Source organism: Thioalkalivibrio sp. ALE23, assembly GCF_000378545.1.
GTDB lineage: Bacteria > Pseudomonadota > Gammaproteobacteria > Ectothiorhodospirales > Ectothiorhodospiraceae > Thioalkalivibrio.
On sequence record NZ_KB900033.1, the window covers coordinates 176,459 to 197,996 of the forward strand.

At 67.5% G+C, this 21,538-nt stretch carries 18 protein-coding genes and 1 pseudogene; 4 read left to right on the forward strand and 15 right to left on the reverse strand.

What is annotated here, in order from left to right:
- Nucleotides 1-3: 3 nt before the first annotated feature.
- From F573_RS0107600 to F573_RS0107660, 13 genes and pseudogenes are all read right to left on the reverse strand, one after another.
- Nucleotides 4-321, reverse strand: coding sequence for a lipopolysaccharide assembly LapA domain-containing protein (locus F573_RS0107600; RefSeq protein ID WP_019022076.1), 318 nt, complete (start codon nucleotides 319-321; stop codon nucleotides 4-6).
- Nucleotides 322-334: 13 nt separating this feature from the next.
- Entirely contained in the window at nucleotides 335-631 is a 297-nt protein-coding gene (locus tag F573_RS0107605; protein ID WP_019022077.1) for an integration host factor subunit beta, read from the reverse strand.
- An 85-nt stretch (nucleotides 632-716) separates the two neighbouring features.
- Entirely contained in the window at nucleotides 717-2,387 is a 1,671-nt protein-coding gene (rpsA, locus tag F573_RS0107610) for a 30S ribosomal protein S1 (protein ID WP_018869437.1), read from the reverse strand.
- A 55-nt stretch (nucleotides 2,388-2,442) separates the two neighbouring features.
- Nucleotides 2,443-3,168 (reverse strand): (d)CMP kinase, encoded by a 726-nt coding sequence (gene cmk, locus F573_RS0107615; RefSeq protein WP_019022078.1) that lies wholly within the window; start codon nucleotides 3,166-3,168, stop codon nucleotides 2,443-2,445.
- Nucleotides 3,165-4,469, reverse strand: coding sequence for a 3-phosphoshikimate 1-carboxyvinyltransferase (gene aroA / locus F573_RS0107620; RefSeq protein WP_019022079.1), 1,305 nt, complete (start codon nucleotides 4,467-4,469; stop codon nucleotides 3,165-3,167). Before aroA ends, cmk begins: the two co-directional genes overlap by 4 nt.
- A gap of 3 nt (nucleotides 4,470-4,472) precedes the next feature.
- Nucleotides 4,473-5,354, reverse strand: coding sequence for a prephenate dehydrogenase/arogenate dehydrogenase family protein (locus tag F573_RS0107625; RefSeq protein ID WP_019022080.1), 882 nt, complete (start codon nucleotides 5,352-5,354; stop codon nucleotides 4,473-4,475).
- Nucleotides 5,351-6,502, reverse strand: a complete 1,152-nt coding sequence (hisC, locus tag F573_RS0107630) for a histidinol-phosphate transaminase (RefSeq protein ID WP_019022081.1) — start codon at nucleotides 6,500-6,502, stop codon at nucleotides 5,351-5,353. The genes F573_RS0107625 and hisC overlap by 4 nt, the downstream gene beginning before the upstream one ends.
- Nucleotides 6,503-6,511: 9 nt before the next feature.
- Nucleotides 6,512-7,597: a prephenate dehydratase gene (pheA, locus tag F573_RS0107635; protein WP_019022082.1), complete on the reverse strand. Its 1,086-nt coding sequence runs from the start codon at nucleotides 7,595-7,597 to the stop codon at nucleotides 6,512-6,514.
- A 3-nt stretch (nucleotides 7,598-7,600) separates the two neighbouring features.
- On the reverse strand, nucleotides 7,601-8,764 hold the full coding sequence (locus tag F573_RS0107640; RefSeq protein WP_019022083.1) for a phosphoglycerate dehydrogenase: 1,164 nt from the start codon (nucleotides 8,762-8,764) through the stop codon (nucleotides 7,601-7,603).
- Nucleotides 8,765-8,777: 13 nt separating this feature from the next.
- A complete protein-coding gene (serC, locus tag F573_RS0107645) occupies nucleotides 8,778-9,860 on the reverse strand; it encodes a 3-phosphoserine/phosphohydroxythreonine transaminase (protein ID WP_019022084.1) in 1,083 nt (360 codons plus the stop codon).
- Nucleotides 9,861-9,981: 121 nt separating this feature from the next.
- Nucleotides 9,982-12,505, reverse strand: a pseudogene (gene gyrA / locus F573_RS0107650) (DNA gyrase subunit A); the annotation flags it as partial.
- A gap of 77 nt (nucleotides 12,506-12,582) precedes the next feature.
- Nucleotides 12,583-13,671: an S-methyl-5-thioribose-1-phosphate isomerase gene (gene mtnA, locus F573_RS0107655; RefSeq protein WP_019022086.1), complete on the reverse strand. Its 1,089-nt coding sequence runs from the start codon at nucleotides 13,669-13,671 to the stop codon at nucleotides 12,583-12,585.
- A 327-nt stretch (nucleotides 13,672-13,998) separates the two neighbouring features.
- Complete coding sequence (locus tag F573_RS0107660) at nucleotides 13,999-16,257, reverse strand: ComEC/Rec2 family competence protein (RefSeq protein ID WP_019022087.1); 2,259 nt, start codon at nucleotides 16,255-16,257, stop codon at nucleotides 13,999-14,001.
- Nucleotides 16,258-16,352: 95 nt separating this feature from the next.
- On the opposite strand from F573_RS0107660, the gene F573_RS0107665 reads away from it, so the two are divergent.
- Nucleotides 16,353-17,030, forward strand: coding sequence for a DUF2062 domain-containing protein (locus F573_RS0107665; RefSeq protein WP_018869448.1), 678 nt, complete (start codon nucleotides 16,353-16,355; stop codon nucleotides 17,028-17,030).
- Nucleotides 17,031-17,048: 18 nt separating this feature from the next.
- Here the strand turns inward: F573_RS0107665 and F573_RS0107670 are convergent, their stop codons facing one another.
- Together F573_RS0107670 and F573_RS0107675 are read right to left on the reverse strand one after the other, a co-directional pair.
- Nucleotides 17,049-17,750 carry an ABC transporter ATP-binding protein gene (locus F573_RS0107670; protein ID WP_019022088.1) on the reverse strand — a complete coding sequence of 234 codons (702 nt, stop codon included), beginning with the start codon at nucleotides 17,748-17,750 and terminating at the stop codon, nucleotides 17,049-17,051.
- A complete protein-coding gene (locus tag F573_RS0107675) occupies nucleotides 17,743-18,993 on the reverse strand; it encodes a lipoprotein-releasing ABC transporter permease subunit (RefSeq protein WP_019022089.1) in 1,251 nt (416 codons plus the stop codon). The genes F573_RS0107670 and F573_RS0107675 overlap by 8 nt, the downstream gene beginning before the upstream one ends.
- A 242-nt stretch (nucleotides 18,994-19,235) precedes the next feature.
- On the opposite strand from F573_RS0107675, the gene F573_RS0107680 reads away from it, so the two are divergent.
- Genes F573_RS0107680 through F573_RS0107690 form a run of 3 tightly spaced genes read left to right on the forward strand, consistent with a single transcriptional unit; the run spans nucleotide 19,236 to nucleotide 21,521 of the window.
- The gene (locus F573_RS0107680; RefSeq protein ID WP_018869451.1) at nucleotides 19,236-19,517 is read left to right on the forward strand and encodes a hypothetical protein; all 282 of its coding nucleotides are present in this window, start codon (nucleotides 19,236-19,238) and stop codon (nucleotides 19,515-19,517) included.
- 7 nt (nucleotides 19,518-19,524) lie between these two features.
- Entirely contained in the window at nucleotides 19,525-20,604 is a 1,080-nt protein-coding gene (locus F573_RS0107685) for an agmatine/peptidylarginine deiminase (RefSeq protein ID WP_018869452.1), read from the forward strand.
- Nucleotides 20,601-21,521 carry a carbon-nitrogen hydrolase gene (locus tag F573_RS0107690; RefSeq protein WP_019022090.1) on the forward strand — a complete coding sequence of 307 codons (921 nt, stop codon included), beginning with the start codon at nucleotides 20,601-20,603 and terminating at the stop codon, nucleotides 21,519-21,521. Before F573_RS0107685 ends, F573_RS0107690 begins: the two co-directional genes overlap by 4 nt.
- The last annotated feature ends 17 nt before the right edge of the window (nucleotides 21,522-21,538 follow it).

Below are 21,538 nucleotides of genomic sequence, written 5' to 3' on the forward strand. Positions count from 1 at the left end.
GGTTCAGTAGAAATCCCGCATCGGCGCGGTCCGCAGCTGTTCTACCTCGACCCGCAGCGCACGGTTCTCATCCCGTAGCCGGTCGATCTTGCGTTGCAGACGCCGCAGCCTGAGCCAGAAGATCAGGGATGCAATCAGTACACCCGCCAGGGCGCTCAGGCCCAGGAGCACGATCAAGGGGGCCTCGAGGGTGAGACCGGGGAGATGGAGGGTGGCGGCGCCCTCGTTGAACACCACCAGGATCCCGATGCCGGAGGAGATCAGGATCAGGGCCACGAATGCGACCCAGTGCCGCAGCCGGGACTTTCCGTGCTCGGCCATTCGTCGTATCCGCCTACTGGTCCTTTTGCGCGCCGGCATTGACGCGTTCCCGCAATTCCTTGCCGGGCTTGAAGTGAGGGACATATTTGCCGGGCAGGGCCACGCCCTCACCGGTCTTGGGATTCCGCCCCATGCGCGGGGGCCGGAAATGCAGCGCAAAGCTGCCGAATCCGCGAATTTCCACCCGCTCGCCACTGGCCAGTGCCTGACTCATCCGCTCCAGCAGGGCCTTGACGCTCAGTTCGACGTCGCGTGGCGGAAGGTGCGGTGATTTGCGGGCAAGATTGTCGATCAATTCCGATTTGGTCATCTGGCACTCGCAGCAAAGGGGGAGGAAAGACAAAAAAAGGCCCGCACCCGCGGTTACGACGCGGATGCGGGCGGTGGAACGGGGCTTAGTCGTTCTTGCCCATCTGTTCCTTCAGCAGGTCGCCCAGCGAGGTGGTGGCGCCGCCGCCCTGCCCGTATTCGGACACGGCTTCGGCCTCCTCGGCACGATCCTTCGCCTTGATGGACAGGCTGATTGCACGGGTCTTCTTGTCTACACCCATGAACTTGGCCTCGACCTCGTCGCCGACGTTGAGCACGGTGCGCGCGTCTTCCACACGGTCCTGCGAGATGTCGGCAGCGCGCAGGATCCCGTCGATGCCGTCGGCCAGCTCGATCACCGCGGCCTTGGCGTCCACTTCCTTGACCGTACCCTTCACGATGCTGCCCTTGCTGTGTTCCGCCACGAAATTGGCGAACGGGTCGCGGTCCAGCTGCTTCAGGCCCAGGGAGATGCGCTCGCGCTCCGGATCCACGGACAGGACCACGGCCTCGACCTCGTCACCCTTCTTGAAGTTGCGGATGGCCTCTTCGCCCGACTCGCTCCAGGACAGATCCGACAGGTGGATCAGGCCGTCGATGCCGCCTTCCAGGCCAACGAACACGCCGAAATCGGTGATCGACTTGATCTGGCCACGGACCTTCTCGCCACGGTTGTGGTTGGCGGCGAAGTCGTCCCACGGGTTGGACTGGCACTGCTTCATGCCCAGCGAGATACGGCGGCGCTCTTCGTCCAGGTCCAGGATCATCACCTCGACCTCGTCGCCGATGGCCACGACCTTGCCCGGGTTCACGTTCTTGTTGGTCCAGTCCATTTCGGAAACGTGCACCAGGCCTTCCACGCCGTCTTCGATTTCGACGAAGCAGCCGTAGTCGGTGATGTTGGTGACCTTGCCGAAGATGCGGGTGCCGGTCGGGTAACGCCGGGTGATGTTCTCCCACGGATCCTCGCCCAGCTGCTTCAGGCCCAGCGAGACACGCATGCGCTCGCGGTCGAACTTGAGCACCTTGACTTCGACTTCCTGGCCGATTTCAACGACATCGGACGGATGCTTGACGCGCTTCCAGGCCATGTCGGTGATGTGGAGCAGGCCGTCGATGCCGCCCAGATCCAGGAACGCACCGTAGTCGGTGAGGTTCTTGACGATACCCTTGACCTGCGCACCTTCCTGCAGGTTCTTGAGCAGTTCCTCGCGCTCGGCGCTGTATTCCTGCTCGACCACGGCGCGGCGCGAGACGACCACGTTGTTGCGACGGCGGTCCAGCTTGATGAGCTTGAACTCGAGCTCCTTGCCTTCCAGATACGCGGTATCGCGCACCGGACGGACATCCACGAGTGAACCCGGCAGGAACGCACGGATGTCGCCCAGTTCGACGGTGTAGCCGCCCTTGACCTTGCCGGAGATCTTGCCGGTGACATATTCCTCGTCTTCCATAGCCCGTTCGAGGCGATCCCAGGCCTTGGCACGCTTGGCCTTCTCGCGAGACATGCGGGTCTCGCCGAAGCCGTCTTCCGGGGTTTCCAGGGCAACTTCCACGACATCGCCCACGGCGACTTCGAGTTCCCCTTCGTCGTTCATGAACTGCTCGGTGGGGATGACCCCCTCGGACTTCAGGCCCGCGTTCACCACGACGACTTCCGGATTCACCTCAATGACGGTGGCACTGAGGATGGCACCCGGCTGCATCTGGGTGTAGGCCATGCTCTCTTCGAGCAGTTGCGCGAAACTTTCACTCATGGATTTAAAAACCTGTTAAATTAAATGCGGTTACAGAAACTTCCTGAAACCGGTTTCAAGTGTTTTCGATCCCGCTGCCCGGGGTTTCGTCGGCAGGGGGGCGGTCTTCCGGGAGTACGTCCCGCAGGCGCTCCAGGATGAGATCGACCACAGCGACGATGTCCAGATCCGTGGTATCCAGGACCCAGGCATCCTCGGCCGGCTTGAGCGGCGCCACGCTGCGTTCGCGGTCGCGACGGTCGCGTTCTTCCATCTCTTCCCGAAGATCTTCAAGGCTAGCACTAAGTCCTTGTTCCAGCAACTGCAGTTGGCGACGCCGCGCACGTTCCTCGGCACTCGCATCGAGAAAGATCTTCAGATCCGCGTCCGGGAACACGATGGTCCCCATGTCGCGCCCGTCGGCGACCAGGCCCGGCGGCACCGCGAAATCGCGCTGGCGCTGCAGCAGTGCCTCGCGGACGGCGGGAATGGCTGCTGCACGCGAGGCGTCGTTGCCTGCCTGCTCGGTGCGCAGCTCCTCGTCCACGGGGTCGCCTTCCAGCAGGGTCGTGACCCGTGTGGCATCGCGGTCGATTTCAAAGCGCACGTCCAGCGCCTGAGCCAGAGCCGGGACGGCCGCCGCGTCGTCCGGCTCCACACCCTGCCGGCGTGCGGCCAGGCCCACCAGGCGGTACAGGGCGCCGCTGTCGAGCAGGTGCCAGCCCATGGCCGCCGCGATGCGCATGCAGACGGTACCCTTGCCTGCGCCGCCGGGACCGTCGATGGTCAGTACCGGTGTCATCGGGCCTCCAGATGCAGTCCGGTCTGCCGCGCCAGGTCGGCGAAGTCGGGGAACGACGTCGCGACGTTGCGGCAATCGTGAATGGTGACGGGCGCGTCGGCGCGCAGTGCAGCCATGGCGAAGGCCATGGCGATGCGGTGATCTCCGTGGCTCTGGATCTTGCCACCGTGGAAGCCGTCGCCCCCCTGAATGCGGATGCCGTCCGGCCGAACCTCGCAGTCGACGCCGAGGGCCGCGAGGCCGTCGGCCATCACCTGGATGCGGTCGCTTTCCTTGACGCGCAATTCCTCGGCGCCGGTCAGCACGGTCTCGCCGTGCGCACAGGCGGCGGCGATGAAGATGGCCGGGAATTCATCGATGGCCAGCGGCACCTGATCCTCCGGGATCTCGATCCCGCGCAGCTCGTGCGACAGCACCTCGATGTCGGCCACCGGCTCGCCGCTGACCTCGCGCAGATCCAGCAGACGAATATCGGCGCCCATGCGGCGGAGGATCTCGATCACACCGGTACGGGTCGGATTGACCCCGACGTGGCGGAGGATCACGTGGGAACCCGGCGCGATCGACGCCCCGACCATGAAAAAGGCGGCCGACGAGATGTCCGCGGGCACGTCCACGTCGCCACCGCGCAGGCGCCCGCCGTCGGCCACGCAAGCCGTGGCCCCGTCGCGTTCCACTTCGATGCCGAAGCCTTCCAGCATGCGTTCGGTATGATCACGGGTTGGCGCGGGTTCGGTCACGCAGGTGCGGCCCTCGGCCCACAGGCCGGCGAGGAGCAGTGCGGACTTGACCTGGGCCGAGGCGACCTCGAGGGCGTATTGCGTGCCCTGCAGCGGCTTTCCGCCCCGCACCCGCAACGGCGGGGTGCCGCCTTCGGCGGTGTCGATCTGCGCGCCCATGCGCGCCAGTGGCTCGGTGACCCGGCGCATGGGCCGACGCGACAGGGAGGTGTCTCCGGTGAGCTCGCTGTCGAACGCCTGCCCGGCGAGCACACCGCACAAAAGTCGCATGGCGGTACCCGAATTGCCCATGTCCAGCGGACCATCGGGCGCACGCAGGCCGTGCATCCCGACCCCCTCGATGATGACCTCGCCCGGCCCTTCGCGGCGGATGGGGACACCCATCGCGCGAAACGCTTCCAGGGTAGCGAGGCAGTCCTCCCCTTCGAGGAAGCCGGTCACGTGGGTGGTGCCTTCGGCCAGCGCCCCCAGCATGATCGCCCGATGCGAAATCGACTTGTCGCCGGCGACCCGCAGGGTCCCGCTGAGGACGCCGCCGGGTTGAACGGTCAGGGTATCCATCGGTCAGGTATCCAGTTGAGCTCGGGCGGGATCACAGAAACGATCCCGCGTGGTCTTGGCGTGGGTGAATTCCTGCTCCAGGCGCTGCCCGTCGCCCTGCTCGATCGCCTGCCGCAGGGATTCGAGATCGGCCTGGTAACGTTCGATCACCTCCAGGATGGAGGGCCCGTTGGCAAGACAGATGTCGCGCCAGACGACCGGGTCGCTGGAGGCAATGCGGGTGAAGTCCCGAAAACCGCCCGCAGCATAATGGAAGATCTCGTCGCGGTCGCTCATCTTCGACAGCGACGCCACCAGGGTAAAGGCCAGCACGTGCGGGAGGTGGCTGGTGGCTGCCAGCACGTGATCGTGATGCGCCGGCGTCATGAATTCGACCCGCGCGCCGGCGGTCTGCCACATCGCGGTCACGCGGTTGGTCGCCATTACGCTGGTGGCGTCGGCCGGCGTCAGGATCACCAGCCGTTCGCGGAACAGTTCGGGAAAGGCGGCCGCCACCCCGCTCTGCTCGGTGCCCGCGATCGGATGCCCGGGGACGAACTGCCGCGGAACCTCGCCGAACCCCCGCGCCAGGGCCTCCAGCACCGCCTGTTTGCTGCTGCCCACGTCGGTCAGCGGCGCATCCTCCGGCCAGATCCCGGCGAGCGATGCCGCCAGCCCTTCCATGGCCCCCAGCGGTACGGCCAGCACACCCATGTCGGCCCCCCGGGCGGCCTCGGCGGGATCGGTGGTCCATTCGTCGATCACACCCAGGCGTTCGGCCTCGCGCAGATTGTCCGGATTGCGCGAACAGCCCACGACCGTCCCCACCTCCCCGGCCACGCGCAGCGCCAGCGCCAGCGAACCGCCGATCAGGCCGACTCCGAAAATGACCAGCCGGTCGATCATGCAAGGGCCTCGCGCAGGGCAGCCAGGAATCGTTCGTTATCCTCCGCGTTCGAGACCGTGACGCGCAGATGCCCGGGCAGCCCGTAGTTTTCCACCGGCCGGGCAATGACCCCACGCCGCTGCAGGCGGTCATGTACCGCGTTGACGTCGGTGCCGGTGTCGAAGGTAATGAAATTGCCGACCGAAGGGATGACCCGCAGGCCCATGGCCCGGAGTTCGCGATCCAGCTGCACCAGGCCTTCCCGGTTGACCGCCACCGAGTGCCGGATGTGGTCGCTGTCCTCGAGCGCGGCCAGACCGGCCGCCTGAGCGACCGCGTTCACGTTGAACGGCTGACGCACGCGGTTGAGCATGTCGGCCACCGGCGCCGAACTCACGGCATAGCCCAGGCGCAGCCCCGCCAGCCCCTGGATCTTGGAAAAGGTCCGGGTGACGACCACGTTGGGATAGCGGTCCAGCCAGCGCGTGGCATCCGGATAACCGTCTTCTTCCACGTATTCGGCATACGCCTCGTCGATTACGACCACCGTCTGCGGTGGCATCGCCGCCACGAAGGCCTCCAGCGCCTGCGCATCCACCCAGGTACCGGTCGGGTTGTTCGGGTTCGCCACGAACACCACCGCGGCGTCGTCATCCACCCGGGCGCGCATCGCATCCAGATCGTGCCCGAACGGCTGGCGGGCATCGTCCGCCGACACGGCCGGGACCACGCGCGCCTCGGCCCCGGTGGCCTGCGTCACCAGCGGGTACACCGCGAAGGCGTGGGCGGAAAACACCGACGCCCGCCCCGGCGCCAGCCAGGTCCGCGCGATCAGCTCCAGCACTTCGTTGGAGCCGTTGCCCAGGGTGATCTGCGCCGGATCCACTCCATGACGCGCGGCCAGCGCCGCCTTCAGCTCGAACGCATTGCCGTCGGGGTAGACATGGGCCTCGCCCAGCACGCCCCGGGCCGCCTCCACGGCGCGCGGCGACGGGCCCAGCGGGTTTTCGTTGGAGGCGAGCTTGACCGCCTCGCTGATGCCCAGCTCGCGTTCCAGCTCGGACACCGGCTTGCCCGGCTGATACGGCTGCAGTCCCTGCACGCCGGACACGGCCCGGGCGGCCGGACCCGGCCCGGGGGCTGCGGATTCGGAAGGATTCGTTGCCATGGATGCCTCTCAGGTTGCGGCCCGGGGGTAGCTGCCCAGGATCTTCACCGTGTCGGCGGTCTCCCTCAGCTGTTCCAGGCACCCGGCGATTTCCGGGTCCTCCTGGTGTCCCAGCAGGTCGAGGAAGAACACGTAGGTCCACTGCGCACAGCGCGAGGGACGGGATTCGATGCGCGTGAGGCTGATGCCGGCCTCGGCGATCGGCTTCAGCAACGCGTACAGCGAGCCCGGCCGGTTGGCCGTGCTCAGCATGATCGACGTACGGTCCGCGCCGCTGGGACGGGTGGTGGCCGTGCCGATGATCAGGAACCGGGTGGTATTGTCGGCGCGGTCCTCCACGTGCTCCACCTGCACCGGAACCCCGTAGTGCTCCGCCGCCACGCGCGACGCAATCGCCGCCGCGGACCCATTCCCGGCCGCCAGTTCCGCCGCGCGGGCGTTGCTGGCCACCGCATGACGCTCGGCGTGTGGCAGCCAGGTATCCAGCCACTCACGGCACTGCGCCAGGGCCTGGGCGTGGGCCAGTACCTGGCGGACCTCGCCGAGATCGGCACTCTGCGACAGCAGGTGATGGTGGATCGGCGTCACGACCTCGCCGCAGATCTGCAGCGACGAGTCCATGAAGCAGTCCACCGTATGCGTGACCACGCCCTCGGAACTGTTCTCGATCGGAACCACGCCGAACTGCGCCCGCCCGGTTTCCACCGCGCCGAACACGGCGTCGATGGACGCCAGCGGCGTGGTCGTGACCGCATGGCCGAAATGCTTGCGCGCGGCCAGGTGGGTGAAGGTCCCCTCCGGCCCCAGATAAGCCACCGTGAGTGGGTGCTCCAGGGCCAGACATTCGGACATGATCTCCCGGAACAGCCGGACGATTACGTCATCCGCCAGCGGCCCCGGATTTTCCTCCCGCACCCGACGCAGGATCTCGGCTTCGCGTTCCGGCCGGTAGAACACCGGCTCCTCGCCGTTGTCGCGCTTGACCCGCGCGACCGATTCCGCGCAGCGGGCCCGCTCGCTGAGCAGGGCCAGCAGCTCGCCGTCGATCGCATCGATCCGCGCGCGCAGCGACGCGAGGGACTCCCCTTCGCTCACGACCTAGAGCACCCGCGCCCGCAGTACACCGTCGATGCCATATAGCGCATCCAGCGTGCTCGGACTGGGATGTCCGTCCACGTCCAGCATGGTGTAGGCGATGTCCCCGCGCGAGTCATTCATCAGATGCAGGATATTGATGTCGGATTCACCGATGACATGCGAGATCTGCGCCACACGGTCCGGCAGGTTGCGGTTGACCACTGCGATGCGCGCCTGCCCCTTGCGCTCCAGCACCAGGGTCGGCAGGTTCACCGAATTGACGACGTTGCCGTTCTCGAGATAGTCACGCAGCTGATCGGCGATCATCACCGCGCAGTTCTCTTCCGACTCGGTGGTCGACGCGCCCAGGTGCGGCAGCGTGATCACCCGCGGGTGATCCAGCAGCCCGGGGACCGGGAAGTCGGTCACGTAGGCGTGCAGGTGGCCCTCGTTCAGGGCCTCGCCCACCGCTTCGTCGTCCACGATCCCGTCACGGGCCATGTTCAGCACCATCGCGCCGGGGTTCATCGAGCGGATGCGCTCGGCATTGACCAGGTTCTGCGTGTTCTCGGTCAGCGGGACATGCACGGTGACCGCGTCGGCGCCCTCCAGCGCCGCGTCCACCGACCGCGCACGTTCGATGTCCGAGGCCATCTGCCAGGCGCTCTCGACGGTGATCTTGGGGTCGAAGCCGACCACCTCCATGCCCATGGAGCGGGCGGCGTTGGCGACCTTCACCCCGATCGCGCCCAGCCCGAGGACGGCCAGCCGCCGCCCGGGCAGTTCGAAGCCACTGAAGCGTTTCTTGCCCTGCTCCACCGCCTCGGTGAAGCTGGAGTCGTCCGGATCCAGGGACTGCACATAACCCGCCGCGGGGACCAGATTGCGAGCCCCGAGCAGCAGCCCCGCGATCACCAGCTCCTTGACCGCGTTGGCGTTGGCCCCCGGGGCGTTGAACACCGCAACCCCGCGCTCGGTGAGATCCTGCACGGGGATGTTGTTCACCCCGCTGCCGGCGCGCCCCACGGCCAGCACCGAATCCGGGATGGTCTCCCCGTGCAGGTCATGCGAACGCAGCATGATCGCATCCGGGTCTTCCAGACCGGAGGCGACTTCGTAGGTTTCGCGCGGGAAGCGTTCCAGCCCCCGCAGCGCAATGTTGTTGTAGGTCTTGACGCGGTACATCACGACCTCCTTTTCAGGCGTGGCGTTCCTCGAAATCCGCCATGAATTCGATCAGGGCGTCGACGGCCTCTTCAGGCACTGCGTTGTAGATGCTCGCGCGCATGCCGCCCACCGAGCGGTGGCCCTTCAGCGAGGACAGACCGGCCGCGTCGGCTTCCTTCAGGAACGGACCGTCGAGGCTGTCGTCGGCGAGGATGAACGGCACGTTCATCCACGAACGCGCACTCGGCTCCACCGGGTTGCGATAGAACGCCGAGTTGTCGATGAAACGATAGAGCTTGTCTGCCTTGCGCTGGTTGATCTCGGCCATCTTTTCCAGCCCGCCCTGTTCCAGCAGCCATTCGAAGACCAGGCCGGCGAAATACCAGCCGAAGGTCGGCGGGGTGTTGTACATGGAGTCGTTGTCGGCCTGCAGCTTCCAGTCCAGGACGGCGGGTACCTGGCCCTTATCGCGTTCCAGCAGGTCCTTGCGCACGATCACCACGGTCACGCCGGCCGGACCGATGTTCTTCTGGGCGCCGGCGTAGATCACGCCGAACTTCGAGACATCGATCGGACGCGACAGGATGGTGGAGGACATGTCCGCCACCAGCGGCTTGTCGCCCACGTCGGGCACCTCGTGGAATTCCACCCCGCCGATGGTCTCGTTCGGCGTGTAGTGCACGTAGGCGGCGTTCGGATCGAGTTTCCAGGTCGAACGCTCGGGGATGGACGCATAGCCCTCGGCCTGGGAACTGGCGACGATGTTCACCGGGCCGACCTTCTGCGCTTCCTTGATCGCCTTTCCGGACCAGGCCCCGGTATCGATGTAGTCCATCGGCTGGCCACCCGGCTGCAGGTTCATCGGGATCGCGGAAAACTGCCCGGTCGCCCCGCCCTGCAGGAACAGCACCGCGTAGTCGTCGGGGATGCCCATCAGCTTGCGCAGATCGGCTTCCGCCTTTTCAGCGACTTCCATGAAGGGTTTGCCGCGATGACTCATCTCCATCACGGACATCCCGGCACCGTGGAAGTCCAGCATCTCGTCGCGTGCCCGTTCCAGCACCGCCTGCGGCAGGGCCGCGGGGCCGGCGCTGAAGTTCCAGATTCGGCTCATTCTTCATCTCCCTTTTCGCTGGGTTCGCGGCCGCCCTGCGGCTCGTCCTCGTGCGTTTCCGGGGCGGCCGACTGTTGATTCTCCGTGTCGGCTTCCGCGTCAGTGTCGTCCTCGTCGCCGGCGAAGCGCGCCACCCGTGCCAGTTCCACCAGCTGTTCGCCGGAATCCAGACGGATCAGGCGTACGCCCTGGGTGTTGCGGCCGATCAGCGGAATCTCTTCCACCGGCATGCGCACCAGCGTGCCGCCATTGGTGATCAGCATCGCCTCGTCGTCTTCCTGCACCCGGGCGGCCCCTACCAGAGGGCCGTTGCGCCCTTCGGTCTGGATCGCGATCACGCCCTGGCCGCCGCGTCGGTGAACCGGGAACTCGTCGAAGCGGGTGCGCTTGCCGTAGCCATTCTCGGTGGCAAACAGCGCCGCGCCTTCGTCCACGTTGAGCAGTGCGATCACCCGCTGGTCGTCGTCCATGCGCACGCCACGCACCCCGCAGGCCGTGCGGCCCATGGCGCGCACGTCGGTCTCGGAGAAGCGCACCGCCTTGCCCGCGGTGGTCACCAGCATCACGTCCTGGCTGCCGTCGGTCAGCGATACGTCCACCAGGTGATCGCCCTCGCGCAGATCCACGGCGATGATGCCGCTGGCGCGCCGTCGCGAGAAGTCCGTCAGCGGGGTCTTCTTGACCGTGCCCTGGGCGGTAACCATGAACACGTAATGATCCGGATCGTAGCTCCGCACCGGGAGGATCGCATTGATGCGCTCGTCGGATTCGAGAGGCAACAGATTGACGATGGGCTTGCCCCTGGATGCGCGCGAGCCCTGTGGCAGCTCGTAGACCTTCAGCCAGTACACCCGGCCGCGGCTGGAGAAACACAGCACCGTATCGTGGGTGTTGGCCACCAGCAGACGGTCGATGAAGTCCTCTTCCTTGAAGCTGGCCGCCGCCTTGCCGCGGCCGCCGCGGCGCTGCGCGCGGTAGTCGGCCACCGGCTGGTACTTCACGTAACCGGCGTGCGACAGCGTGACGACCACGTCCTCCTCGCCGATCAGATCCTCCAGCGTCAGGTTGGCCTGCTGCTCGCGGATCTCGCTCATGCGGTCGTCGCCGAAGCGCTCGGCCACGCCCAGCAGCTCGCCACGGATCTCCTGCTGCAGGCGTTCGGGCGAGCCGAGAATGTCCAGCAGGTCCTCGATGGTATCCAGCAGCTGGCGATATTCGTCGACGATCTTGTCCTGTTCCAGCCCGGTCAGGCGGTGCAGGCGCAGGTCGAGGATCGCCTGGGCCTGGGTCTCGGACAGGCGGTAACCGTCCTCGCCCATGCCGAATTCGGCTTCCAGGTCTTCCGGGCGCGAGGCCGCAGCCCCGGCGCGGTCGAGCATCCCTTCCACCATGCCCGGCGGCCAGCTGCGCGCCAGCAGTCCGGCCTTCGCCTCGGCCGGATTGGGTGCGTTGCGGATCAGTTCGATCACCGGATCGATGTTGGCCAGCGCGATCGCCAGCCCTTCCAGTACATGGGCCCGCTCGCGTGCCTTGCGCAGATCAAAGATGGTGCGGCGGGTCACCACCTCGCGGCGGTGGCGCAGGAACGCCTCGAGGATCTGCCGCAGGTTCAGCACCTTCGGCTGGCCGTCGACCAGCGCCACCAGGTTGATGCCGAACACGTTCTGCATCTGGGTGTGCATGTACAGGTGGTTGAGCACCACCTCGCTCATCTCGCCGCGCTTGAGCTCGATGACCAGGCGCATGCCGTCCTTGTCGGACTCGTCGCGCAGCTCGGAGATGCCCTCGATGCGCTTTTCCTTGACCAGCTCGGCGATCTTCTCGGTCAGGCGCGCCTTGTTCACCTGGTACGGCAGCTCGGTGACCACGATGGCCTCGCGCTGCCCGCCTTCCAGCGGCTCCACGTGCGAACGCGCACGGATCACCGCCCGACCGCGCCCGGTGCGGTAGGCCTCGCGGATCCCCTCGACGCCGTTGATGATCCCGGCGGTGGGGAAATCCGGGCCCGGCAGGTACTGCATCAGGCCGTCGATATCGATCTCGGGGTGGTCGATCAGCGCCACGCAGGCATTGATGACCTCGCGCAGGTTGTGCGGCGGGATGTTGGTCGCCATGCCCACGGCGATCCCGGAGGAGCCGTTCACCAGCAGGTTGGGGAACTTCGCGGGCAGGACCGAGGGTTCCTGTTCGGAACCGTCGTAGTTGTCGACGAAATCGACCGTTTCCTTGTCGATGTCGGCCAGCAGTTCCGTGGCGATGCGTGCCATCCGCACTTCGGTATAGCGCATCGCGGCCGGCGAATCGCCGTCGATCGAGCCGAAGTTGCCCTGCCCGTCGGCCAGCATGTAGCGCATCGAGAACGACTGCGCCATGCGGACGATGGCGTCGTAGACGGCCGAGTCGCCGTGCGGGTGGTATTTACCGATCACGTCACCGACCACGCGGGCCGATTTCTTGTACGGCTTGTTCCAGTCGTTGCCCAGTTCGCGCATGGCGTAGAGCACACGACGATGGACGGGCTTGAGGCCGTCGCGCACATCGGGGAGCGCGCGTCCCACGATCACGCTCATCGCGTAATCGAGGTAGGACTGCTGCATCTCGTCTTCGAGATTGACCGGGAAGATTTCCTTGGCGAATTCAGCCATCGATGGGTCACGCCGTCCGTTAGAACAAGCCCGCGATCATACCATATTCCCCCGCCGGAGGAGCCCTGCCGGGGCGGTCAGGTTCCCTCGTGAACGCCTCGCGGTTCGGGGGTATCTTTGGGGTCCGGCCGCCACGCCGCCAGGCGTTCGGCGTCGGGGTTCTCGACCACTCCCCGCTCGGTCACGATGGCGTCGATCAGCCCGGCGGGAGTGACATCGAATGCCGGGTTGTAGGCGGCGGCCCCGGCGGCTGCCAGGGGCTGGCCCGCGAGCGTCAGTACTTCACCGGCATCGCGCTGTTCGATCGGGATGGCATCGCCGGCGGGGGTTGCATAATCGATGGTGGCGACCGGAGCGGCGACCATGAAACGCACGCCGTGCGCTCGCGCCAGCAATGCCAGCCCGTACGTACCGATCTTGTTGGCGGTGTCGCCATTGGCCGCAATGCGATCCGCGCCCACCACCACGCAGCCGACCTCGCCGCTCTGCAGCAGCCGCGCCGCGGCGCCTTCGCACAGCAGGGTCACCGGAATCCCGTCATGCACCAGCTCCCAGGCCGTAAGCCGGCTGCCCTGCATCCAGGGACGGGTCTCGTCGGCGTAGACCCCGGTGATGCGCCCGTGGTCCCAGGCGGCCCGAATCACTCCCAGCGCGGTGCCGTAGCCCCCGGTCGCCAGGGAACCGGTGTTGCAATGGGTCAGCACGGCGCGGCCCGGTTCGATCAGCGCGGCGCCATGGGCCCCGAGCTCGCGGTTGCCGGCGATGTCGGCTTCCAGCATCGCCATGGCTTCCTCGCGCGTCGCGGTCAGCGCGGCCCGGGCGCTTGCGGCGGCCGCGACCACCGCCTGCATCCGGTCCAGCGCCCAGAACAGGTTCACGGCGGTGGGTCGTGCCCCCCGCAGGGTCGCGATGTCGGCGCCCACGCGCTCGCGCCAGTCCCCGGCCTGCAGCGCCCGATGGCAGGCCAGCACCACCCCGAACGCCGCGGTGATGCCGATCGCCGGTGCCCCGCGCACCACCATCTCGCGGATCGCGTCCGCCACCGCCGGGGCATCATCCAGGGGCAGGAAGGTTTCCTCCGCGGGCAGACGGCGCTGGTCCAGCAGCCACAGACGGTCGTCGGCAAAGCGGACGGGGCGAATCGTATCGGAAGCAAAATCGTTCATCCGCCCAGTCTAGGGAAACACTGATCAATGTACACACTCGCGTTGGCACCCCGGGTTTTCCGAGACAAGGCGCGTCGTGCAGCGGGTAGTGGTTCTACCGGCAAGGGCCGCAACGCAGGATCGGGGAACCCGGGGTGCCAACCCCGAAGGGGCTCGGCCGCCCGTTGTTATCAAAAACGGGCGCGCGCACGGCGTTGCGGCTCCCTTGTGCAGAATGACTGCACGGCGGTCGCCGCGCCTTGTACGCACGCAAAAGCGACTCGAGCGCGAGCGTGTACATTGATCAGGGTTTCCCTGGCTTGGAGTGACATGGATTGCCTCGGTCCTTCAGGGGTGCGGCCGTTGCCAGAACCGGCGACGTTCGTTCCGCCAACCCGCTCCCGCCTCCCAGGTGGTTCCGGCCCGCAGGCGCAGGGCCCCGTCCGTGGCCGTGGCACGCAGGCCCACGGGCCCCGGCCTGTCGGGACCGTCGGGCATCGTGCCCGCTACCCAGCGGGTGGGTGCCCGCACCCCCGCCCGCCCCTCTCCGTCGTCGACGGCCTTCGTGGGTTCGGCGGTCACCAGCAGGCGTGCCTGCAGGTCCTCGTCGGGCGTTTCGTGGCCCAGCACCGCCGCACCGAGTCCGCGCAACCCGCCGGTCAGCAACAATGCGCCACCGGCGGTCTCGATCCGCAGCACGCAACTGGCGGCGCGCGAGGCGTCCCAGCCGCGTGGTGGATGCAGGACGCGAAACACCACCCCGTCCCGTTGCCACTGCTGCCCGGCCCGGCAGGCCCGATAGACCGGACCGGACTCGCGGATCCGTCGGGGATGTCGCTCGTCACGGTGCAGCACCCGTTCGACCTCCACGGCCGCGGTCATGGCCTGCAGTGCGGCGGCGCGCGACCCGCTGTCGTCAAGCAGCCCGTCGGCCACGATGACCCGGTCGACCCGGTTTCGCTGGCGTGCCCGCAGCGCAGGCAGCAAGGCCGATTCCACGTCGCGGGCACGCCCCGGCCCGTAGACCACCACGTGGTTGCGGGTCTCCAGCAACACCACCGCCTCGTGCCCGGTATCCAGCAATTCCGCCCGCAGCTCGCCGTGGGACAGGTCCGGGCGCAGGGGCAAGCCCAGCGGCAGGGCCGCCAGCAGCACCCAGGGGGCCATCCGGCGACGTCCGGGCAGGAGCAGAAGAATTACCGCCAGGCCGGCGAGCAGGGCCGCCGCCAGCGGAACGCCCCGTTCGGCCACCGCGGCCGGCAGGTCGGCCAGGGCCTGCAGCAGCGTGACCAGCAGCCCCAGCACCGCATCGCCGAGCCACAACGGCGGGCCGCCCAGGGGCGGCCACAGCATGGCCAGTCCGGCCCCTGTCAGCAGTGCCGGGAGCACCACAAAGGAGATCAACGGGACGGCAACGATGTTGGCCAGCGGCGCGATCCACGATCCCAGCTGGAACCATGCCAGCGCCAGCGGCAGCATGGCGAGCGCCAGCAGCACCTGGATCGCCATGGCTTCGCGCAGCCCGGGGCGAGCGCGGCGCCCCTGAAGCAGGCCGAGGATCACCGCCACGGCACCAAACGAGAACCAGAAGCCCGGCGCCAGTACGCCGGGCGGGTCACGGATCAGGATGATGAGCGCTGCCAGCACCAGCGCCCGCCACGGGGCTCCGCCCCGCCCCAGCAGCAACGCGGCCAGCACCGCCAGCAGCATCAGCAGAGCGCGCTGGGTGGGGATGCTGAAACCCGCCAGCGCCGCATATCCCAGCGCGGCCAGGGCCGCCGCGGTGGCCGCCAGCACGCGGCGGGGCCAGCGTTCCCGTACGCCGGCCACATGACGCCAGAGCAGCGTGGCCAGCAGGGCTGAGAACCCCGCCACCAGGCCCACGTGCAACCCCGAGATCGCCATCAGGTGATTGGTGCCGGTCTGCAGGAAGGCGGTCCATTCGGCATCCGTCATGCCGCTGCGCTCGCCGATCACCAGCGCCTGCACCAGTCCCGGGTGGCGCAGTTCCGGAGCGGCGGCCTGCAGGCGGTCCCGGAGCGTGGCGCGCTGTCGGTGCAGGGCTCCGCGCAGGCCCCCCGGGGCCGTGTCATCGACCGCGTGACGCAGGTCAGCGGCCGAGACGTTCAGGCGACCATGGAGGCCTGAGCGATAGAACCACGCCTCACGGTCGAAGCCGGCACGATTGGCACGGCCCTGCGGTGGATACAGGCGGCCCTTCAGGCGCAGCACGTCCCCGGCCTCGACATCCGCCCGCGGGGGATAGACCGAGACCTCCAGCCGGCGCGGTGGGTCGCCATGCGTCGCCAGATGGAATCGCGAGCTCCGTTCGCCGTGGCGCGGCAGGTCCACGACCCGGCCACTCAGCGTGGACTCCGGTTCGACCTGCGTCACCACCCGGTCCAGCCAGGTCGTGGCATGAACGGTTCCCAGCAGCAGCCCCGCGAGGCTCCCCGCCAGGACCGCGGACAGTGCCACCGGACGGCGCGTTATCATGGAAGCGACCAGAGTGGTGGCGAGCGCCACGAAGATCCACGGTGGCGGCAGGGCCGGCAGCTGGTGCACCAGCCACAGAACGGCCACAAAACCCGCGGCGAAGGGAATCATGTCCGCCCCGGCATTGTCCGCGGGGCATCCACGGGGTAGGGTCCACCTGCCCCAGGCGGTGACGCGCAAGGCCGGCAGGAGTCGAACCCGAGACCATGGCCCGACACATCATCAAGAAGCTGTTCCCCGGCATGGATCGCCTGCGGGGACACCGTGCGCTGGCCCCGCTGGGGCCACGCCTGCGCTCGCCGGATCTGTGGCATCTCAACCGCCGCTCCGTGGCCGGTGCTTTTGCCGTGGGGCTGTTCGTGGCCTTCCTGCCACTACCGATGCAGATGCTGATCGCGGGGGCGATCGCCATTCTGGCCCGGGTCAACCTGCCCATCTCGGTCATCCTGGTGTGGATTTCCAACCCGGTGACCATGCCCCCAATGTTGTATACGGCCTATACCGTGGGCCGCAAGCTCCTGGGCGAAGAACGGCGCGAATTCAGCACCGAGATCACCTGGGAATGGTTCGCCACCGAGATGCTGACGGTATGGAAGCCGTTGACGACCGGGTCACTGGTACTGGGCGCGGTGGCAGGCCTGGCCGGCTATCTGCTGGTGCGAGGTCTCTGGCGCCTGAACGTGATCCAGCGCGTGCGCCATCGGCGCTATCTCGCACGCCAGCGGCGCGAGCGCGAGGCCGAGCTGCGCGAGGTCTTCTCCCGCACCCCGGTGGATCCGGAAGCCCCGCGGGAATCACGCGAGACGAAGGCCGCCGAACCGGAAGCGGACTCCCGGGCTTCCGGCACTCGTTCCGACGGCGACGACCATTCGCGCCCGCATTGACCCGGCGTACCGCCGTGCTCAGTCGCCGTTGCCCTGCAGGTGTCCCTTGACCAGGTGAACCGAACGGTCCATCTGCGCGGCCAGCGTGGTGTCGTGGGTCACCAGGGCCAGCGCCGTGCCCGTGGCGCGGTTCATTTCCCGCAGCAGCGCGAACACGTGCTGTGCCCGTTCCTGGTCGAGATTGCCGGTGGGCTCGTCCGCGAGGATCGCCGAGGGTCGTGTCACCAGCGCCCGGGCAATGGCGACGCGCTGCCGCTCGCCACCGGAAAGCTCCGCGGGCTTGTGCTCCGCACGATCACCCAGATCCACCTGTTCCAGCCAGTGCAACGCCTCGCGACGTGCCTGCGGCCCCGAAGTCCGGCGGATCAGCAGCGGCATGGCGACATTTTCCGCCGCCGTCAGCTCGGGCAGGAGATGGTGGAACTGGTACACGAAGCCCAGATGGCGGTTGCGCAGGCGCCCGCGACGGGCCTCGCTCATCCCGGACCAGGGCGTGCCCAGCAGCCGGACTTCGCCGGCGGTCGGACGGTCCAGGCCGCCGAGCAGATGCAGGAGCGTGCTCTTGCCGCTGCCGGAGGCGCCGATGATTGCCACCAGCGCACCGGGCTCCAGGGTAAAATCCACCCCGCCGAGCACGGTCACGTCCAGCTTGCCGTCGCGAAAGCGGCGTTCCAGACCCCGCGCCTCCAGCACCGTTGCATGCACGTCGTGATCAGTCATGGCGCAGCGCCTCCGCCGGCTGAGTCCGTGCCGCGCGCCAGGCCGGGAACAGGGTCGCCAGCACGGTCAGCAGGAACGCCACCCCGCCCACGCGCAGCACATCCGCGGGATCCAGTTCCGATGGCAGATCGCTGATGTAATAGACATCGGCGGACAGGAATTCGACCCCGGTCACCTGTTCGATGAACGGCACGACCACGTCGATGTTGAGCGCCAGCGCAACACCCGCCGCCGTCCCCAGAAGGATCCCGAACAGACCGATCACCATCCCCTGAACCACGAATACCGCCATGATGCCGGAGGGTGGCATCCCGAGGGTGCGCAGGATCGCGATATCGCCCTGTTTGTCGGTGACCAGCATGATCAGCGTGGAAACGATGTTGAAGGCCGCCACGGCGACGATCAGCGACAGGATGATGAACATCACCATCTTCTCGATCTGGATCGCCCGGAACAGATTCGCATGCTGCCGGGTCCAGTCGGAGATGAAATAGGCGCCGTTGAGTTCGCGCGTCAGGTCCTGAGCGATCCGGCCCGCCTGCATCATGTCGTCCACGCGCAGGCGCAGCCCGGAGACATCCTCGCCGGTGCGGAACACCGCGCGGGCGTCGTCCAGATGGATGAAGGCCGTACCCCGGTCGTATTCATACATGCCGACCTCGAACAGCCCGACCACCTCGAAGCGCCGCATGCGCGGCATCACCCCGGCGGGAGACACGCTCGCCTGCGGGGCCATCAGAATCAGCGATTCACCCACCCGCACCTGCAGTTCCGCGGCCAGCTCGCGGCCCAGTATGATGCGGTAGGCGCCGCCTTCGAGCTGTTCCAGCGCCCCCTCCTCCATGTGCTCGCCGATCGGCGCCACTTCCAGCTCCAGTGCCGGATCCACACCCCGGATCATGCCGCCGGAAATCCGGTTGCGTGCACTCAGCATGGCCTCGCGCTGGACGTAGGGGGCCGCGGCCTGCACGCGTTCGTCGGCGGCGAGCACGCGCTCCTTCACGCTTTCCCAGTCCGCCAGGGCCCGTCGGCTCTCCTCCAGTGTGGCGTGCGACGCCATGCCGAGGATCCGCTCGCGCAGCTCCTTCTCGAAGCCGTTCATCACCGACAGCACCGTGATCAGCGCCATCACGCCCAGGATCAGGCCAAGGATCGAGACCACGGAGATGAACGAAATAAAGTGATTGCGACGTTTGGCGCGCGTGTAGCGCAGGCCGATCGCAACGGACAGGGGTCGGAACATTCGGCAAGAATGCCAGAACTGCGAACGTCCGCCCATACCCCGGAGAAACACTGATTGATGTACACGCTCGCGCCGGGCACCCCCGGGTTTTCCGGGACAAGGCGCGGATGCACAAAATGCCGTATTCCCCTACTATAAGTGCGAGCCAGCCCGGTCCGACCCGGGACCCACATCCAGACGGAGACATGGCCATGCCAGGGAAACGCGTTGCCTCCCGATCCCCGATCCACCGTGCGTCCGGAGTGCTTGTCGCCCTCCTTCTCGCTGGCGGCGCGGGGCTTGCCGGAACCGCCCAGGCCGACATCCTGCGGCTCGAGGACGGTTCGTTCACCATCAAGGAACGCGAGAGCGTGCCAACTCGCGGGCAGACCAAGGAAACGGTACGCGGCCGTTACGGCGAGCCGGCAACCCGGCACCCGACCGTGGGCGAGCCACCGATCACCCGCTGGGACTACGACAGTTTTTCGGTGGTGTTCGAGGATCGCTGGGTGATCCACACCATCGTGCACGGCAACGACGACTGACGCCGCCTTGGAAACCGGACACGAAAATATCCGCCGGCTGCCGGCGGAATGGGAGCCGCATGCGGGTATTCAGCTGACCTGGCCGCATGCGGACAGCGACTGGGCCGACAGCCTGGAGGAGGTCGAGCCGGTGTTCGCCCGACTTGCGGCCACCATCAGCCAGTACGAACCGGTCCTGATCGTGGCCCGCGATCCCGAACATATCGAGTCGTTTTCCGGGCTGCTGGTGGAAGCCGGTATCCGCAGCGACCGTCTGTGGTTCGCGCTCGCCGATTCCAACGACACCTGGGCGCGCGATCACGGCCCGATCACGGTGTATCACCAGGGCCGGCCACATCTGCTGGACTTCACCTTCAATGGCTGGGGCGGCAAATATCCGGCCGACCGGGACGATGCGATCACCGCCGCCCTCGCCGCGCAGGGGGTCTTCGGCACCAGCCCGGTGGAAGATGTCCCCCTGGTGCTGGAGGGGGGCAGCATCGAGAGTGACGGTCAGGGCACCCTGCTGGTGACCCGCTCCTGCCTGCGCCACGCCGGTCGCAATCCGGAGCTCGACGATGCAACCATCGAGGCCGCGTTGCGCCAGCACCTGGGCGCCCGGCGGATCCTCTGGCTGGAGCACGGCCATCTGGAAGGCGATGACACCGATGGCCACATCGACACCCTGGCGCGCTTCTGCGCCCCGGACACCATCGCTTACCAGCACTGCGACGACCCCGAAGACCCGCACTACGCGGAACTGGCGGCGATGGAGCGACAACTCGAGGCACTGCATCAGGCCTCGGGTGAGCCCTACCACCTGATCCCCCTGCCCTGGCCGCGGCCTCTGGAGCATGCCGGCCGGCGCCTGCCGGCCACCTACGCCAATTTCGTTCTGCTCAACGGCGCGGTGCTGGTGCCGGCGCACGATGATCCGGCCGATGCCGTGGCCCGCGAGCGTCTGGCCGAGGCCTTTCCCGGACGGGACATCCTGCTGCTGGACGCCCGTGCGGTACTGCGTCAGGGTGGCAGCCTGCACTGTCTGACCATGCATTATCCGCGGGGCGCCCTCGGCATCCCGGAGGAAGACGAAGCCGCCAACGCATGACCGCCGCCCCCCGTCCCGAACGCCGGGCGCCCCTGCAGGGCGCGCTGGTCCAGCACCGTGATGCCGGCAGCGTCGACGCCAACCTTCAGGCCACCGAGGACGCGGTGGCGGAGGCCGCGGCCGGTGGCGCACGGCTGGTCGTGCTGGCCGAGCTGCACACCGGCCCCTACTTCTGCCAGACCGAGGACGCCGCGACCTTTGATCGCGCCGAGCCGATCCCCGGCCCCTCCACCCGCCGCCTCGGCGAGATCGCCCGGCGCCACGGCGTGGTGCTGGTGGGGTCGCTGTTCGAGCGCCGCGCACCCGGCCTCTACCACAACACCGCGGTGGTGCTGGAAAGCGACGGGCGCCTGGTGGGCACGTACCGCAAGATGCACATCCCCGACGATCCGGGCTATTACGAGAAGTTCTACTTTACCCCCGGCGATACCGGCTTCAGGCCGATCGATACTTCCGTCGGCCGGCTGGGCGTGCTCGTCTGCTGGGACCAGTGGTACCCCGAAGCGGCCCGGATCATGGCCCTGTCCGGGGCCGAGGTACTGATCTACCCCACGGCCATTGGCTGGGATCCGGAGGATACTCCGGACGAACGCAAACGCCAGCGCGAGGCCTGGATCACGGTTCAGCGCGGGCACGCGGTGGCCAACGGTCTGCCGCTCGTCGCGTGCAATCGCACCGGGCACGAACGCGATCCGTCGGGCGCGTCTGCCGGCGCCCATTTCTGGGGCGGCAGCTTTGTGGCCGGCCCGCAGGGCGAATTCCTCGCCCGCGCCGGCGAGCACGCGCCCGAGGTCCTGGCGTTTACCCTGGACATCGCCCGTGTGGACACCGTCCGGCGGATGTGGCCGTTCCTGCGGGACCGGCGGATCGACGCCTACGATCCCATCCTGAAGCGCTACATCGACCCGGAATCGTAAGCGCGGAATCCGTATAA

What these genes read in the sequence shown, in the direction of transcription:
- F573_RS0107600 (WP_019022076.1), bottom strand. Translation starts at nt 321, where the DNA reads ATGGCCGAGCACGGAAAGTCCCGGCTGCGGCACTGGGTCGCATTCGTG.
- F573_RS0107605 (WP_019022077.1), bottom strand. Translation starts at nt 631, where the DNA reads ATGACCAAATCGGAATTGATCGACAATCTTGCCCGCAAATCACCGCAC.
- rpsA (WP_018869437.1), bottom strand. Translation starts at nt 2,387, where the DNA reads ATGAGTGAAAGTTTCGCGCAACTGCTCGAAGAGAGCATGGCCTACACC.
- cmk (WP_019022078.1), bottom strand. Translation starts at nt 3,168, where the DNA reads ATGACACCGGTACTGACCATCGACGGTCCCGGCGGCGCAGGCAAGGGT.
- aroA (WP_019022079.1), bottom strand. Translation starts at nt 4,469, where the DNA reads ATGGATACCCTGACCGTTCAACCCGGCGGCGTCCTCAGCGGGACCCTG.
- F573_RS0107625 (WP_019022080.1), bottom strand. Translation starts at nt 5,354, where the DNA reads ATGATCGACCGGCTGGTCATTTTCGGAGTCGGCCTGATCGGCGGTTCG.
- hisC (WP_019022081.1), bottom strand. Translation starts at nt 6,502, where the DNA reads ATGGCAACGAATCCTTCCGAATCCGCAGCCCCCGGGCCGGGTCCGGCC.
- F573_RS0107640 (WP_019022083.1), bottom strand. Translation starts at nt 8,764, where the DNA reads ATGTACCGCGTCAAGACCTACAACAACATTGCGCTGCGGGGGCTGGAA.
- serC (WP_019022084.1), bottom strand. Translation starts at nt 9,860, where the DNA reads ATGAGCCGAATCTGGAACTTCAGCGCCGGCCCCGCGGCCCTGCCGCAG.
- mtnA (WP_019022086.1), bottom strand. Translation starts at nt 13,671, where the DNA reads ATGAACGATTTTGCTTCCGATACGATTCGCCCCGTCCGCTTTGCCGAC.
- F573_RS0107660 (WP_019022087.1), bottom strand. Translation starts at nt 16,257, where the DNA reads ATGATTCCCTTCGCCGCGGGTTTTGTGGCCGTTCTGTGGCTGGTGCAC.
- F573_RS0107665 (WP_018869448.1), top strand. Translation starts at nt 16,353, where the DNA reads ATGGCCCGACACATCATCAAGAAGCTGTTCCCCGGCATGGATCGCCTG.
- F573_RS0107670 (WP_019022088.1), bottom strand. Translation starts at nt 17,750, where the DNA reads ATGACTGATCACGACGTGCATGCAACGGTGCTGGAGGCGCGGGGTCTG.
- F573_RS0107675 (WP_019022089.1), bottom strand. Translation starts at nt 18,993, where the DNA reads ATGTTCCGACCCCTGTCCGTTGCGATCGGCCTGCGCTACACGCGCGCC.
- F573_RS0107690 (WP_019022090.1), top strand. Translation starts at nt 20,601, where the DNA reads ATGACCGCCGCCCCCCGTCCCGAACGCCGGGCGCCCCTGCAGGGCGCG.